The sequence below is a fragment of the Bartonella rattaustraliani AUST/NH4 genome (assembly GCF_000312565.1).
In the GTDB taxonomy this organism is placed as follows: domain Bacteria; phylum Pseudomonadota; class Alphaproteobacteria; order Rhizobiales; family Rhizobiaceae; genus Bartonella; species Bartonella rattaustraliani.
Genome location: NZ_CALW02000009.1, coordinates 116,616 through 133,538, shown reverse-complemented (window position 1 = coordinate 133,538; position 16,923 = coordinate 116,616). Strand labels below are relative to the sequence as shown.

The 16,923-nt window shown below is 36.5% G+C and carries 9 protein-coding genes and 1 pseudogene; 3 read left to right on the top strand and 7 right to left on the bottom strand.

The features are described 5' to 3' along the window. Nucleotides 1–432: 432 nt before the first annotated feature. On the top strand, nt 433–1,833 hold the full coding sequence (locus tag BN67_RS01835) for an amino acid permease (RefSeq protein ID WP_019222460.1): 1,401 nt from the start codon (nt 433–435) through the stop codon (nt 1,831–1,833). Nucleotides 1,834–4,638: 2,805 nt separating this feature from the next. After that, nucleotides 4,639–6,045 (top strand): amino acid permease, encoded by a 1,407-nt coding sequence (locus BN67_RS01825; RefSeq protein WP_019222458.1) that lies wholly within the window; start codon nt 4,639–4,641, stop codon nt 6,043–6,045. A 100-nt stretch (nt 6,046–6,145) separates the two neighbouring features. Here the strand turns inward: BN67_RS01825 and ilvC are convergent, their stop codons facing one another. The 3 genes from ilvC to BN67_RS01805 all read right to left on the bottom strand — a co-directional run bounded on the left by ilvC (nt 6,146) and on the right by BN67_RS01805 (nt 10,080). Next, nucleotides 6,146–7,165, bottom strand: a complete 1,020-nt coding sequence (gene ilvC / locus BN67_RS01820) for a ketol-acid reductoisomerase (protein ID WP_019222457.1) — start codon at nt 7,163–7,165, stop codon at nt 6,146–6,148. 976 nt (nt 7,166–8,141) lie between these two features. Continuing rightward, entirely contained in the window at nt 8,142–8,876 is a 735-nt protein-coding gene (locus BN67_RS01810; protein WP_019222454.1) for a pyridoxine 5'-phosphate synthase, read from the bottom strand. A gap of 82 nt (nt 8,877–8,958) precedes the next feature. Beyond that, nucleotides 8,959–10,080 (bottom strand): ATP-dependent DNA helicase, encoded by a 1,122-nt coding sequence (locus tag BN67_RS01805; RefSeq protein WP_019222453.1) that lies wholly within the window; start codon nt 10,078–10,080, stop codon nt 8,959–8,961. A gap of 442 nt (nt 10,081–10,522) precedes the next feature. On the opposite strand from BN67_RS01805, the pseudogene BN67_RS14720 reads away from it, so the two are divergent. Beyond that, nucleotides 10,523–10,720 (top strand): annotated as a pseudogene (locus tag BN67_RS14720) (Arm DNA-binding domain-containing protein); the annotation flags it as partial. 245 nt (nt 10,721–10,965) lie between these two features. Here BN67_RS14720 and BN67_RS01795 read toward each other — a convergent pair. The 4 genes from BN67_RS01795 to BN67_RS01770 all read right to left on the bottom strand — a co-directional run bounded on the left by BN67_RS01795 (nt 10,966) and on the right by BN67_RS01770 (nt 16,791). Further along, nucleotides 10,966–12,771 (bottom strand): acetolactate synthase 3 large subunit, encoded by a 1,806-nt coding sequence (locus BN67_RS01795; protein WP_026088114.1) that lies wholly within the window; start codon nt 12,769–12,771, stop codon nt 10,966–10,968. 289 nt (nt 12,772–13,060) lie between these two features. Continuing rightward, nucleotides 13,061–13,933 carry a tRNA (adenosine(37)-N6)-dimethylallyltransferase MiaA gene (gene miaA / locus BN67_RS01790; protein WP_019222450.1) on the bottom strand — a complete coding sequence of 291 codons (873 nt, stop codon included), beginning with the start codon at nt 13,931–13,933 and terminating at the stop codon, nt 13,061–13,063. Between the two features lie 27 nt (nt 13,934–13,960). Then, nucleotides 13,961–14,164, bottom strand: coding sequence for a hypothetical protein (locus tag BN67_RS12495; protein ID WP_051011280.1), 204 nt, complete (start codon nt 14,162–14,164; stop codon nt 13,961–13,963). Between the two features lie 1,112 nt (nt 14,165–15,276). After that, nucleotides 15,277–16,791 carry a Do family serine endopeptidase gene (locus BN67_RS01770; RefSeq protein WP_019222447.1) on the bottom strand — a complete coding sequence of 505 codons (1,515 nt, stop codon included), beginning with the start codon at nt 16,789–16,791 and terminating at the stop codon, nt 15,277–15,279. Between the last annotated feature and the right edge of the window lie 132 nt (nt 16,792–16,923).

Sequence of the window (16,923 nt, the reverse complement as noted above, 5' to 3'; positions counted from 1 at the left end):
TTGATCATATGCAAAACTGTAGCAAAAATCTTTTGATGAAGAGTTTCAAAAAACAGTATAGTTTTATTACCCAAACCCCGCTTATTTCCACTGTAACATCATACAATATTTCATTTATTGGCAAAACTTTCCATAAACAATAGGAAGTTTCTTAACAACTCTTCAAAACAACCTAAGAATATAGCTGTCACGAAAATCTTCTGATTAACTGTTTATCAATCTTTTGAACGACAATTGAAAGTTTTAAATATCTCTTGCATTGTCTGGCATGACATCATGTCCCTCTGTTAAACTTTATATTCTTTCTCTTTATCCACATGAAATCGTAAAAAATGTTTTTCTACGTTACTCTTCATTTATATTATGCTTCAATGTAAATGATGACTTTTTTAGTTTTATTAAGATTTTAGATCATTAAAGGGAAGCTCAAAGATGAGTGATAGACAAAATTCCGAAAATAGCTCTCAGAAAAAGCTACAACGTGGACTAGATAACCGTCACATCCAACTCATAACCATCGGAGGAGCTATTGGAACAGGACTTTTCATGGGAGCAGGGAAAACAATTAGCGTAGCAGGCCCTTCAATTCTGCTCGTTTACACGATTATAGGTTGTGCTCTATATCTTGTCATGCGTGCTATGGGAGAGTTACTGCTTTCTAATACGCAATACCGCTCTCTTGTTGATTTTTCAACCGACTTTCTAGGACCAGGAATTGCCTTTTTTATTGGCTGGAACTATTGGCTCAGTTGGGTTGTAACCGGAGCTGCAGACATTATTGCAATCATCGGTTACATGCATTTTTGGTGGCCAGAGCTTAATTCATGGGCTATCGTTTTTGCTTGCGTTATTTTCTTTTTAACTTTTAATCTCCTTACTGTGAAACTGTTTGGTGAACTTGAATTTTGGTTCGGTCTTATTAAAATCATAGCAATTCTGGCATTAATTGTTGTTGGAGTTTATATGATTGCTACTGGTTTTACTTCTCCAAATGGTACCGTTGCTTCTTTTGGTCACGTATGGAATGGTGGCGATATCTTTCCTCAGGGAATTGCAGGTTTTTTTGCAGGGTTTCAAATTGCTATTTTTTCTTTTATCGGAATAGAAATTGCCGGAACAGCCGCCGCTGAAGTAAAAGAACCTAAAAAAGTTCTACCCAAAGCTATTAACTCAATCCCTATTCGCATTGTACTCTTTTATATCTTTTCTCTCGTTGTAATAATGTCAGTGACACCTTGGAATCAAATTATTCCAGATAAAAGTCCATTCGTCACAATGTTTTGGCTTGCTGGTATTCCGATAGCTGCCGGTTTAGTGAATTTTGTTGTTCTCACTTCAGCAGCCTCTTCTGCAAATAGTGGAATTTTTTCCACCAGCCGCATGATATATGGGCTTGCTACGCAAAAAGGTGCTCCTAAACGTTTAGGAAAACTTTCGAAACACCGCGTTCCAGCCAATGCTCTCCTTTTTTCTTGCATATGTATTTTATTAGGGTACACAGTTGCATCACGATCCGAAACCATCATGAGCGCTTTTACGATTGTGTCCAGTATTTCAGTCATTGCACTCTTATTCGTATGGTCTGTTATTTTGATTAGCTACATGGTTTATCGACGCAAAAGCCCTGCACTTCACGCTGAATCTATCTATAAGATGCCCGGAGGCGTTATTATGTGTTGGATTGTTTTAACCTTCTTTGCTTTCATTCTCTATTTGCTAACATTAGAGCCTGATACGTTAATAGCCTTTAAATGTGGTATAGTATGGTTTATTTTCTTAGGCATAACATATTTTTTCTTTGTAAGAAAAAAGTCGACGCAAAATAATACATAAAATCCGTACAAAAACATATGCCAAAAGGGGAGCACAAGGTTCCTTTCTGGCATATCAGAATGTTCGCTTTTCATAAAAATTTTTTGTAAATGTCAATGACGTTTCTTCTAAAGAAAATATTCAACTTTATCTAAAACGCAAACAATACCCTCTTTTCTTGTATTTTATTGTATCTAAAAACAATGTTTCTACTTTTGTTAAAGTAACATATGTCCTTTCGCAAAAATGAAGAGTTGCAAAAATATCTCCCTGAATTTGATATACTACAATACATTAAGAATAATTTTTCATTATTACCTTGAATCATATCCCCGAATATTGTGAAATTCTCTCATTTCAAACCTCTTTATGCTGAAGCAATTTTGTGCACTTGGCTTTACACACTCAGCGGAATTGACATATGAAGTGAAACAAGAGAAGAAAGAAGGAAAAATGCCTCTCATGAACTGCTTTCATACAGGACCTGTCGGCAACACCAAGAGCTGATAAATATAGCATGCGCTAGTAAAAAATGACAATGCCGGCTTGTACTTTTATGGGCGTGAAGATGGTGCTGCTCAACGAATTTATCGTTATACAATTCACCCACACCGTCTCTAAATAGACTTAGAATCTCTAAGAGATGTCTCTTGAAAATAATACCACCCATTATCTTGTCGATTTTATTTTGTATACTGAAAAAATCTTTGCAAGTACCTCTTCTTTGTCGAACAATATCTTACATATATTATGATAAGATATTGCAATAACAGCGCTAAACTTTACAAACACTCATTTTGAAAAGAGAATTACACCCCTCCTTTAAATTTGTCATTTCATAAGCTTAATCATTTAAATATCTATGGTTTGGTATTATTAATCATTTCAAATGACTTATTTTTCAAAATATGATTTGTATTATAAGATAAGCTACACTTCTCATCGAATTGCTCACAGACATCACAATGTCTATATCATAATTTGCTTTTATAACCTTTTTATCTATGGGAATCTTTTCACCCTATATAATCGATTGAAACATACATAAAAATATAGCATTTAAAGGGGAAAATATATATAAAATGCAATAAATTTAATATGTTATATGTATTTATTTTATTTAAATTCTCTTTAAAAGTAAAAAAAATGATGAACACTGCCTCCTCACCATAACACAATCAGCTATTGTACAAGCGCTTTAAGAAAAGTAAAAAACAAAGGTGTGAATTCAATCAAACTACGGATAAAGTTCTCATCTCCCCTAAACAGACATACCAATATCAAATCCAGCTGCACATCCTGATAATTTTGAAAACTTATGAAAAAAGTATGACTTCTCATATTGTAGAATTCATCATATCAGAACCACCCCCTTCTCATTTTATCAAAGACAATCACACACACCATAAAATTGATAATCTATGCATATTAAACATGGGGGAACACAGAAATATATTGGAAACCTATGAAACGCAAGAGCTTGTTGATAACGACAAAGATTCCCTAGGCCAATAACAAGAGCTCATCTTTCTTGACGAAAACCAAGAAAACTTCTTGAAAGCATATTCGCGTAGCAAATCAAACAGTGTTTGAACAGTATCAATTCGTATAGCCTTCCTAAAACGACAAAAAGCCAGAAAGAATTTATCCTTATAAAGGTGTGCGATTCTATTGAGAATATTTCATACAAAGCAATCAGAAAAAAGCATATTATAGCTAGAATGGCATAAAGAAATACCAGCAATAGCTATAATCTCTTTCAAGCGCTCAATGGGCTTTTTAAATATGCAATTAAAATAAGAACTTTTAGAAAATAACCCAAATTTAGAGTAAAAAAACAGCTCTCACAAACAAAGAAGACTTTCCCATTTAGGATGGAAGAAAATATTAAAAAGCATTATCAACAATGGTCTTTAAAAAACTATAAATGCATCGGAATTGACGTTCTTTATCCATGCTTGCAGTACACGAGACACCGTTCGTATTGGCTGTAAAAGTGTAAAAGATAACATCACCCCTTACAAAACAAAAAAAATAAATTCCAAACAAATGTTTTTCTTCCTACTTTCCTGGAATAAACAGAAACATTTGAAACTGGACTGATGAGAAATAAAACATTTATTTATGATGAACGTGGAAAAAAGACCTAAAGAAAATTTGAATTTTTCATCAACTCTATAAGCAAGAAGATATTATAAAATCGACACATGACTGAAAAAATTGAGCAGCAACACGAGATTCTCATTCTTAAGCAACAGTATCACAATTGAAAAAACTTTTTGGCTAGAATGATGATGCTATGATCTCTTTTACACAAGGAGTACAGATTGATAAAAATCGGACTCTTGAAACGATAAAAAAGCTTCGACAAAATAAAGAATAGTAAGAAAAGTATAATAGAATCAAGAGTTCTATAATATTTTATTATTGCGATAAGTTATTGAGTTCACGATTATGTATTACCTATTAAAAACATTCATTCCCTCCTAGGTAAAGTAAAATAAATAATTATAGGTAAATTTTCAGTGCCAGTTAAAATATTTGTCTCTTAAAACTGACAGTTCTCTTTTGAGTTTTCTTTTTTACTTCTATCCTTTCACTATCGTGATAGAACCCCATGAAAAAATTACTTAATAATTTCTATATTCAAGTGTCTGTAGGTTATTTGGAGATAAAATAGATAGACACACCAATTCTATAAGTTTTTTATTTACTCCATAAAAGCATAAATTCTTCTTTACTCTTTAGGTATATCATGCTTCGATAAAACGATTTACCTTTTTAGCGTAACTTAAATTTTAAATAATTAAAGGGAACCTCATAAAAATGAATAACAAAAAAAACTTAGATGATTATCACATTGAAAAATTGCATCGTGGACTAAGCGCTCGTCACGTGCAACTTATCGCTATTAGCGGTGCTATTGGAACAGGGCTTTTTATGGGATCAGGAAAAACAATTAGCGTTGCTGGTCCTTCAATTATATTGGTTTACGCCATTATTGGCTTTGTTCTCTATTTTGTGATGCGCGCTATGGGAGAATTACTGCTTTCCAATATGCAGTACCGATCCTTTATTGATTTCTCAACTGATCTAATAGGCCCAAGTGCCGGTTTCTTTATCGGTTGGACTTATTGGTTGTGTTGGATTGTAACCGGAACCGCAGATCTTATTGCTATCATTAGTTATGCACATTTTTGGTGGCCCACACTTAATCCATGGATTATTGTTTCTGCTTGTATGATTTTCTTTTTAACCTTTAATCTCCTTGCCGTAAAACTGTTTGGTGAACTTGAATTTTGGTTCGGTCTCATCAAAATCATAGCAATTCTAGCATTAATTGTTGTTGGAATTTATATGATTGTTACTGGCTTTACCTCTCCAAATGGTACTATTGCCTCTCTCAGTCATGTATGGAATAGTGGAAACATCTTTCCTCGAGGAGTTGCAGGTTTTTTTGCGGGATTTCAAATTGCCATTTTTGCTTTTGTCGGTATCGAACTCGCTGGAACAGCTGCAGCTGAAGTGAAAGAACCTAAAAAAGTTCTGCCAAAAGCAATTAGCTCAATCCCTATTCGCATTGTATTCTTTTATATCTTTTCTCTCGTCGTAATTATGTCAGTGACACCTTGGGATCAGATTATTCCAGATAAAAGCCCCTTTGTTGCAATGTTCTGGCTTACTGGAATTCCAATAGCTGCTGGTTTAGTGAATTTTGTTGTTCTCACAGCAGCAGCCTCTTCTGCAAATAGTGGAATTTTTTCTACCAGCCGCATGGTATATGGGCTCACAACACAAAAAGGTGCTCCTAAACTCTTAGGAAAACTTTCTAGCAACCATATTCCAGCCAATGCATTACTTTTTTCGTGTTTATGTGTTTTATTAGGTTATGTCATTTTATCGTTATCCCCAACCATCATAGGGGCTTTTACAATTGTTACCACTATTGCGGCAATTTTGTTTATCTTTGTATGGTCTGTGATTTTGGTCAGCTACATTATCTATCGTCGCAATCGTCCTCAACAACATGCTCAATCCATCTACAAAATGCCAGGGGGTGTCATCTTATGCTGGTTTCTTCTGGCCTTCTTCGCTTTTATTATCTATTTATTGTCATTAGAAGCCGATACCGTAATAGCCTTAAAATATACTCCAATGTGGTTTGTATTCTTAGCAATTGTATATTTTCTTTTTGGCAGAAAGAATTTTCAGATACAAAAAACTGAAAAATAAAGCGGATACATAAAAAACAACATTAAAAAGGGTAACTTCTGTTACCCTTTTTACACATAAAGCATACAAATGTTTTTACACCATATCGTTTATATGAACTTTAATTACGCTCTCTATCAACCAAAGCGTTAGAATTTATCCAAGGCATCATAGAACGAAGCTTTTTTCCAACTTCTTCAATAGGATGGCTATCATTTAAACGCCGCATACCTTTAAAATGTGCCGCACCGGCTTTATATTCCTGAATCCAATTTGATGTAAACTTACCCGTCTGAATATCCTTCAAAATACGTTTCATTTCTGCCCTTGTCTCATCAGTAATGACACGTGGACCAGATATATATTCACCCCATTCAGCTGTATTAGAAATTGAATAATTCATATTCGCAATACCGCCTTCATACATGAGATCAACAATAAATTTAACCTCATGTAAACACTCAAAATAAGCCATCTCTGGTGCATAACCTGCTTGTATGAGTGTTTCATAACCTGCTCGAATAAGCTCGACAAGACCGCCACATAAAACTGCTTGTTCACCAAAAAGATCAGTCTCACACTCTTCTTTAAATGTTGTTTCAATCACCCCAGCACGTCCACCACCAAGACCACATGCGTAAGATAATGCTATATCATGGGCATGTCCTGAAGCATCTTGTGCAATTGCAATTAAGCAAGGAACACCACCACCATTTTGATATTCATTGCGAACTGTATGCCCTGGACCTTTAGGAGCAATCATCACAACATCAACTGTTTTTTTAGGCTCAATTAAGCCAAAATGAATACTCAAACCATGAGCAAAAGCAATCGCCACCCCATTTTGTAAATGCTCATGAATATGCTCTTTATAAATATCAGCTTGCAATTCATCTGGCGTTGCCATCATAATCAGGTCTGCCCACTTTGCCGCTTCAGCAACACTCACAACTTCAAAACCATCTGTTGTCACTTTTTTAGCTGTTGCTGATCCTGAACGTAAAGCAATTTGCACATTCTTCACACCAGAATCTTTTAAATTTAAAGCATGCGCACGCCCTTGTGAACCATAACCAACGATAGCTACTTTTTTCTCTTTAATCAAATTAACCTTCGCATCACGATCATAATAAACGCGCATAAAAATATTTTCCTTCTCTCTAAATTTTATAACTGAATTTCAGACTATTTTATTAAATAAACAGTAAAAACGACCTTAAGTGCTTAGACACACTATAAAAAGACTTTCTCTTCATAAGACAGTCATTGAATAGTTTTCTAAAGCCTCTATCTTGCGGAAGAAAATTAAGAGACTATAAAATTGCCAAAAAAATATTTAAATTTCCAAACAAACTCCCGCAACTATTCTCTAAAAACAATTTTTCTGAAAAGAAATACACCCATAAAGACTATAATACTTTTCTTTTGCACAAATGAACTTTTATATCCTTTTAAAATATATGATAGGTTTTCCGAGAATGAACCAAATCAAAATGGATAGCAAGAAAAATTATAAAAGAGGAATAATCACCTTTACTGAAGTGCAAAAAACCACTTTATCTCTCTCATAAGAAAAAACACTCTTCATACACGCTTTAATTGCATCAGTTTTATTATACAAGCTATCTACGACAAGCCCGCACATAAGACTCGGTATAAATCTGCAATGAAAAAATCAATGCAAAACACTCATAAAGATGCAGAGAGAACACTTTTAAAACCATTATTTGTGGTAAAAAAACGTCCCGATAATAACTTCTCGAAAACCATAAAGTTGGCATTTTTATCATAATTCATCTTCAGTATGAGAAAACGATCTTGACTGATTCATTATAAAGAATCTGTAATGAATAAATATTATACGGACTTCAAGTTTTGTCTTTAATTTAAAAAATTATCATTATAAACCAATGCATTATATAAAAAAGCAAACCTAATGACAGAAAGAAAAAGAGACACATAAAACACTGTAGGAATAACATGTCTGTTATGCGCATCATGCATTATGCAAGCAACATTGTTGCTCTTAATCCTCTGCAAACCATTGCTTTGAAATAAACTGTTGTGATAAGCTTTTCATGAAAGCATCTTCTTCCAGTCCTACTAAAGAAAAAGGATCACACCAATAACCGCGTAAAACGCTGAACAGTTTCATGTATTCCATATTCTAATGCATCAGCAATAAGCCCGTGACCAATAGAAACTTCATCAATCCAAGGAATGTGATGAACAAGAGTCGGCAGATTAGCAACTGTCAGATCATGGCCTGCATTAACACCTAACTGTAATTCTTTCGCTTTTTTTGCTGCTAACACCAGTTTATTGAGCTCTTGATTTTGTTTTTCCTTATTCTGCAATGTCCCACCATAAGGTCCAGTATAGAACTCTACACGATCAGCGCCAATTTCCTTAGCAATATTAAGCCCCTCAACAACAGGATCAGAAAAGAGTGAAACACGAATTTTTCTTTCTTTCAAACGCTGAATAATGGGTGCTAAAAATTCTGCACTCTCAAAAAAATTCCAACCATGATCTGAAGTTGACTGATCAGGATCATCAGGAACGAGAGTAATCTGATCAGCATATTTTTCTGCTAGATCCAAAAATGTATCGCTGGGATAACCTTCAATATTAAATTCAGCAGTAGAAAATGTGCTCTTCATTAAACAATGTATATCTGGCAAATCTGCAAAACGAATATGTCGTTCATCCGGTCGTGGATGAACTGTCAAGCCTGCAGCCCCAGCTGTCAGTGCTATATGCCCTATATGTTTGATATTCGGCCACGGCAGGTTACGCCTATTGCGTAAAACAGCAACAGCATTAAGATTAACTGAAAGTTTTATTGCCATACACACCCCCATTTTCGGGTATAATTATGAAAGAGAGAAATAAAGAAACATTTACCAATAGAATCTGAGCGCAGAAATTTCTCTATCGAACAATTGTTAAACGCTCCGCTGCACGCGTAATTCCCGTATAAAGCCAACGCGCATACATATCACGAAACGCAAAACTTTCATCAAATAAAACCACATTGTCCCATTGAGATCCTTGCGCTTTATGAACAGTTAACGCATATCCATAATCAAAATCATCATATCTCTTTTTTAATGCCCATGAAACCTCATGATCAGGATTTTCAAATACTGCTTTTAAAAGCTTAATCTTTGCTATCCCACGCTCACTTTCTTCAGGTTTAACAAGAAGATTCATGCCTGGTTTAACCGTTTCTTTCTGTGAAGAAATGACTTTCCATAAAGAACCATTCAACAAACCTTTCGTGGGATCATTGCGCAAACACACAAGCTTATCCCCCGCTTGAGGATAATCTGCCGTAAACCCTTTCAGAGCACGCAAACGTCTATTATAAAGGTGACGCGTTCGGTTAATCCCCACCAATACCTGATCAGCCTCCAACACCAGTTGTTGATCCACCTCTTTGCGTGCAATAATGCGGGCTGCCCCATAATCACCATAAGCAATATCACGTCCTTCACGTACATCCATAGCCAAACGAACAATCGGATTATCACGCGCCTGCCGATGAATTTCTGAAAGAAGAAAATCGGGCTCACCATGAGAAAAAAAACCACCTCCTGATATAGGAGGCAATTGAGCCGGATCCCCAAGAACAAGAATCGGCGTCCGAAAGCTCATTAAATCACGCGCCAACTGTTCATCTACCATCGAACATTCATCAACAATAATAAGCTTAGCTTGCGCAGCAGTACTTTTCCGATTAAGTGCAAATGTCGGTGTAACAGATTTTTTTCCTGTTACTTCATCAGCAACTTCTTCTTCTCCACGCGGACAATAAATCAACGAATGAATAGTGCAAGCATTCGTCGCACCTTTAGAACGCAGAACCTGAGCTGCCTTCCCCGTGAATGCAGCAAATTGGACAGGACCATCAACGGTTTCAGCAAAATAACGTGCAAGCGTCGTCTTCCCTGTTCCTGCATAACCAAAGAGGCGAAAAAGTGGAAGACGCCCCTCTTTCAACCACGCAGAAACAGCCTTCAATGCATTATCTTGTTCTTGTGAAAACTGCATGATTTATCAAAATAAGATTCGCATAAAAAGAGCAAGCGTTTTGGAAACAAAACCATTGTCAAAAAATTGTCTCAAAATTTCTCATCATGAGCATCTCACCACTTTCACAGCACAATTGACAACGATTGTACCAACTATTTCATACAAAATACTTCAATCATCTCAATATGACCTGAAGAAGAATCTCCCCTAAAGTTATCCCTATTGAAAATGAAAAAACACTCCCTAAAGTCAATTTTGGCACCACACTTTTAAAGCATATCATAAAACACATTGATTCATAAAGATTATTTGTCTTTATCGAGCTTAAATCACAACCCCGAATACTGTAAGGTCTTTTTATTTTAAACCTCTTTATGTTGAGTCAACTTTACGCACTTATTTGTACGCCATAAGCGCGGAGTTGGCATAGGGAGGTAAAATGAGAGCAAAAGCAAGAAAAATGCTTCTCATGAACCACCTGCATGCAAGGACTGTTACAACACCATGAGCTTATAAATAGAATGATGGTGCCGACTGCTACCTTTATAAGCATGAAGATGTTGGTGCTCAATGGATTTATCGTTATACAATTCACCCACGCCAACGTGAAATGGGCTTAGGAGCTCTAAGAGATTTTTCGTTAAAACAAGCCCGTAAACAACGAAACAATCATAAAAATCAGATGATGAATAAAAAGCAATCTAAAGGCAACAAACATGCAAAACACTTTTCGGGTAAATAGACGATAAGACATCTTCCCTTTTTAAACAAAGAGTGCAAATTATAAAAAGAGACTCTAAGGATGCTAAAAAACCTTAAAGAAGAAGAGCCGGAGGAAAAGACACTTCTAAAAGTCAATAACCTACCAAATCTCTTTATTCTCTATTACTGAATGGGCATATTTTAGACTAAAACCTGCCCTTCTGCAGAAATAGCATTTGCAACAGTTTCATCATTCGCCTCATCAGGCAAAAGCATATCATTATGTGCACACCCAGATGGTATCATAGGAAAACAATTTTCCAAATTGTCAACACGACAATCAAAGAGAACTAGCTTATCACAGTTAATCATTTGCTGAATTTTATCATCCAATTCATCCGGTTTTGAACAACAAATACCAATTGCTCCGTAAGCTTGTGCTAATTTCACAAAGTCAGGCATCGATTCCGTATAAGAATGAGAAAGACGATTGCCATGCAGCAATTGCTGCCACTGGCGAACCATACCCATATACTGATTATTTAAAATAAAAATTTTCACCGGCGTATTATACTGAACTGCTGTCGAAAGTTCTTGAATATTCATTTGAATTGAAGCATCACCAGAAATACAAACAACCTGTGCCTCAGGATGTGCTATTTGAGCCCCAATAGCAGCAGGAAGGCCATATCCCATAGTTCCAAGTCCGCCAGAAGTCATCCAATGTTTTGGTTCATCAAAGCGATAATATTGTGCAGCCCACATTTGATGTTGCCCAACATCTGTCGTGACATAAGCATGCACATTTTTAGTAAGTGCATAAAGCCGATCAAGGGCATATTGTGGCATAATAACATCTTTTTTCTCTGTATATGCCAGAGAGTTACGTGCTTTCCAGCGATTAATTTGCGCCCACCATGCCTCACGACTTTCACGCTTAAAGATTGATTTCTGCGTATGCAAAAGCCGATTCAGATCTTCTAAAATATCAGCCACATCACCAATAAGTGGAACCTCTACTTTTACAATTTTGTTGATAGAAGAAGGATCAATATCAATATGAATAATACGCGCATGAGGCGCAAATGCATCAAGCCGCCCGGTGATACGATCATCAAACCGTGCACCAACAGCTAACATAACATCACAATCATGCATGGTCATATTAGCCTCATAGGTTCCATGCATTCCAAGCATTCCCAGCCAATTTTTGCGAGAAGCTGGATAAGCACCAAGCCCCATGAGTGTTGAGGTAATCGGAAAATCTCCTAATTGAACAAGATCGCGCAAAAGCTGTACAGCTTTAGGACCCGATGAAATGACACCGCCACCAGAATAAATAACAGGACGTTTTGCTTGTGCTAAAAGAGAAACAGCAGATTCGATATCCTTCATATTTTCTTTTGTTTTTGACTGCGTATAAGAAAGCAGAAAGGCCGATGTTTTAGGTGCTTTATAAAGACCCGAAGCAAATTGAATATCTTTAGGAATATCAATCAAAACTGGTCCTGGACGTCCTGATTGTGCAATAAAAAACGCATAATGAATGATTTCCGCAAGATCATTTACATCTTTAACCAAACAATTATATTTCGTACAGGCTTTTGTAATACCAACAGTATCCGCTTCTTGAAAACCATTTGTTCCAATGATAGTTGTTGGCACCTGACCAGAAAAACAAACAAGAGGGATAGAATCCATGAGTGCATCTTGCAGAGGTGTTACAGCATTTGTTGCACCTGGACCAGAAGTCACAAGCATAACACCGACCTTTCCTGTGCTCCGAGCATACCCCTCAGCAGCATGACCTGCCGCTTGTTCATGACGCACCAAAATATGCTGAATTGCATCTTGTTGATAAATCATATCAAAAATAGGAAGGGCAGCGCCACCAGGATAACCGAAGAGATGCTTAACTCCTTGATCAATAAGAGCTTGAACCACCATCTCAGCCCCCGACATCATTTTTCCGTCCATACTCTCTTGTATTCTTGGATAATGTGTCATTTTCTTAACTCACCTATTTGATAACAAAATAAAAAAAGCTCCATAAAGGAGCTCATAAAAAAAGCCCCCGAAGGAGCCCACTACACGCAAAAAGCATATATTGTATACCCCCCTCATGCCAACACCAAACATCTATAAGAAGAACATCTCTTTACAATGAGCTTTAATTATATCAATGCCATTCGTCAATCAAAAAGTATCTCGCTCAAAACTTTTCATTTACAATATGTTCGCCTTCCGTAAACTGCTTTTACATCTCCTCTTGCTCTTTTATTAACCAGCTTTCCTGTTAAGAAGTGAGCCTCCATTCTTGATCAAACTGATGACGAAACCATGTCATTTGCCTCTTAGCATAGCGCCTCGTTTGTATCTTTACTGTTTCGAAAGCATTCTCAAAACTTCTATATCCATCTAAATAAGCTATAAATTCAGGGATACCAATTGCCTTCATCGCTGGTAATAAAGGTGAAAGCTTCAGCTTCTTCATGGCAATGACCTCTTCTAAAGCACCTCTTTCAATCATAGCCTCCAATCGTTTATGAATACGCTCATAAAGCAATTGACGTGGGGGCATAAGAAGAATTTTCTCTACACAATTTGAAGAAATCAAGGGGGCCGTTTTTTGCTTTTGCCACCAACTAAGCTTTTTACCTGTTACATCATAAACTTCTAAAGCACGTATAATACGTTGACCATCTTGCACAGAAATTCTCTCTGCGAGAACAGCATCAACTTGCAACAATTCACGATAAAGACTTTCAGATCCCTCTTGCTCAAGACGAAAGCGCCATTTTTGCCGCACAGCATCTGGAATGGAAGGAATTTCTATAATTCCTTCTAAAAGAGCACGAAAATAAAGCCCTGTTCCACCAACAAAAACAAGCGATTTCTCTGTCAATGTTGTTAACAACTTCTCAACATCACGCAACCACAACCCCACGGAATAATTCAAAGAAGGACTCACATAACCATAAAGGTAATGGGAAACAATGGCGATCTCAGCTCTCGTCGGCCGTGCTGTTAAAATATTTAAAACATCATAAATCTGCATTGAATCCGTATTAATGATGAAAGCATCTCTTTCTTGAGCCATTTTTAAAGCAAAAGCTGACTTTCCACTTGCCGTTGGCCCCGCTATCAAAGTAATCGTTTTCTGTGTCACGAATGGAAATTCCTTTATCCGTATCAATCAAAAAATTCCGCCCATACGGTTAAAAAAGACATCTCTTAGAGCTCCTAACCCCATTTCGCAGTGTTGTCCGTGAATTATAGAACAATAAAGCCATTGAGCACCACCACATTGACACTTATGAAGGTGAAAAACCAGCACCATCATTCTTTTACCATCTCCCCATATATTTACAAACCCATGGTGTTGCCACACCTCTTGCATGAAGACCGTTCATGAGAAGCATTTTTCTTCCTTCCCCCTATAATCCTTATCCCTATACAAACCCTGTTTATGATGTAAAGCCAAGTGAAACAAAATTGATTCAACATAAAAAGATTTGAAATGAAAGCATCTATAATATATGCGGGGTTATGATTCAAGCTAGATAACAACAGATAATACTTATAAATCAACATGTTGCTGTTAAAACATTCAAGACATTATAAACTTCTGTCTTGAATGAATTTTATCGCAACAGTCATAAAAAGCCATCAAGCCTCTCACGTTCATCGGCATGCTCACAGAGTAAGCACTTCACTCAAAAGACAAGCAGAACTTTTGAATCTAACGCAGAAAAATACCGATAATAATTTTTCATCCTTTTGACAAGATATTAAGAACAACAAAACACTTAAAGTGTTTTTTCTACTCTCATTCTTCCATAACAAAATACAGTGAAAAAAACTTTCAAGCATGATGATCAAATACACTTTTTACAATCATATATAAGTTTTTAAGAAGAGTACTTAACACACATAAAAAACAGTTTACCCTTTTTATATAACAGTTCCTCCTTTTTACACAAAAGACAATAGCCTGATTTTTGATAGGCCCCACTCCATGAGCACCCTCCATTGTTTTTCTCTCCAGCACACAGTAAATATCCCACGACAGATCCATTGTTAGGAAGAAAAACACAACCATATCCATAAATTGTAAGCTTTCATATCAAGCTTTTTATATCATTTCTCTTTCACGAATTGAAAAGAAAGACTCCCGCCCTATCACACGTCCATACACCAGTATCATCTTCCCTTTACCAGCTCATGATATATCCACCAAATCATAGCGTTGCAACAGCCCTTGCATGAAAGCGGTTCATGAGAGGCATTTTTTCTTTCTCCTATAGTTTTACCTTCATGCCACCCCCATAAAGCCAAGTGAACAAAATTAATCAACATAAAGAAATTTAAAATGAGAGAATCTTACAATATTCAGGATTATGACTCAAAGCAGACAACGATAAATCATCATTATAAATCAATGAATTACAACAGAAAGGGCTCAAGATATATTTTTAAAATTTAATTTCTCAAACGTTGATTTCCCAAACATCAATCTATTGGGATCGTCACAAACCGTAACTCTCCATCTGCGCGTGCAACAATAAAGAGAGCATTTTTACGTCCAGCTTCACGTAATTTATGAATACGTTTTTTAGCCTCCTCGATTGTTGTTACAGAACTTTGATTAATATCCACAATCACTTCACCAATACGAATATGCTTTTTATCCGCCGCACTATTTTGTGCAACAGATGTCACCACAAGCCCTTGAAGTTTATCTGTAATAGAATAATGTTGACGCAAATCCGCTGTCAGTTCAGATAATGTCATTCCCATAAATTGCATTGTCACGCTTTTCGATGAAGTATCACTTTTATCATCATCCGATTCTTCTTGTGTATTTTCATTTGCATCTGTCTCAATCAAACGTCCAAGCTTAACTTGTACTGTTTTTTTCTGTCCATCCCGCAAAACAGTAACATCTACCACTTTTCCTTCCGTACTTTCCGCTACTAAACGCGGCAAATCACGCGCATGCTTAATTTCTGTATCCCCAAAGAAAAGAATAACATCCCCATCCTGTAATTGGCTATTATCGACATCTTCCTGTTCCATTTTACCAGCAACCAACGCCCCCACAGCGCTATCTAGTTTCAAACTTTTTGCAATATCCTCTGTCACCGGTTGAATACGAATAGCCAACCAACCACGCCTTATCTCTCCAAAATCACGCAACTGATTAATAACAGAAAGGGCCATATCCGATGGTATAGCAAAACCAATCCCAATAGACCCCCCAGAAGGCGAAATAATCGCTGTATTAATCCCTATCACTTCACCATTTCTATCAAAGAGTGGCCCCCCAGAATTTCCTCGGTTAATCGCAGCATCTGTCTGAATAAAATTATCGTAAGGACCAGCATTAAGATCACGATTGCGTGCAGAAATAATACCAACCGTTACACTTCCACCAAAACCATAGGGGTTACCGATAGCCATCACCCAATCACCGATACGTGCTTTTTCTGAATCCCCAAAGCGTACAGCTTTCAATTTTTTACGTCTTGGATCAACTTGAAGCAGAGCCAAATCAGTCTTACTATCCCTTCCAAGCAATTTTGCTTTAAGTTTTGTACCATCGGTAAAATTAACTTCAATCTCATCAGCATCAACAATAACGTGATAATTCGTAACAATCAGTCCTTTTTGCGCATCAATCACAAAACCAGATCCTAAAGAACGTACCTTTCGAAACTGACCGTCTTTTTTACCATCTTTCGGTGAAAAAAAATCATTAAAATATTCTTGCAACAATGAATCGTCTGGAATGACAGGCACAGAAGTATGCTCATCCTGTTCTGTACCTTCAACGGTTTGTTCTGTGGAAATATTGACAACCGTTTCCAAAAGTTCAGCCGCCAAATCAGGAATGGGAAAAAGCGTGTTTTTCTCCTCTCCCCAAGACACACTGATTGCCCCCGATAAAAATAAAAATACACAAACAACGACTCTTGGAACAAAGAGCTTCAAAAACGTATTTTTACCTATAACATTTCTACCCATGACATGCCTTTAACAAAACGCTACGAAATGCCGCATCATATTTAATCAATATTCAGTATGGCTCAACACTTTCCACCTTCATCATAAAAGAAAGCAACCTCACAGCTATCATGCCAAAATAGTGTGTTACCA

What these genes read in the sequence shown, in the direction of transcription:
- BN67_RS01835 (WP_019222460.1), top strand. Translation starts at nt 433, where the DNA reads ATGAGTGATAGACAAAATTCCGAAAATAGCTCTCAGAAAAAGCTACAA.
- BN67_RS01825 (WP_019222458.1), top strand. Translation starts at nt 4,639, where the DNA reads ATGAATAACAAAAAAAACTTAGATGATTATCACATTGAAAAATTGCAT.
- ilvC (WP_019222457.1), bottom strand. Translation starts at nt 7,165, where the DNA reads ATGCGCGTTTATTATGATCGTGATGCGAAGGTTAATTTGATTAAAGAG.
- BN67_RS01810 (WP_019222454.1), bottom strand. Translation starts at nt 8,876, where the DNA reads ATGGCAATAAAACTTTCAGTTAATCTTAATGCTGTTGCTGTTTTACGC.
- BN67_RS01805 (WP_019222453.1), bottom strand. Translation starts at nt 10,080, where the DNA reads ATGCAGTTTTCACAAGAACAAGATAATGCATTGAAGGCTGTTTCTGCG.
- BN67_RS01795 (WP_026088114.1), bottom strand. Translation starts at nt 12,771, where the DNA reads ATGACACATTATCCAAGAATACAAGAGAGTATGGACGGAAAAATGATG.
- BN67_RS12495 (WP_051011280.1), bottom strand. Translation starts at nt 14,164, where the DNA reads ATGCAAGAGGTGTGGCAACACCATGGGTTTGTAAATATATGGGGAGAT.
- BN67_RS01770 (WP_019222447.1), bottom strand. Translation starts at nt 16,791, where the DNA reads ATGGGTAGAAATGTTATAGGTAAAAATACGTTTTTGAAGCTCTTTGTT.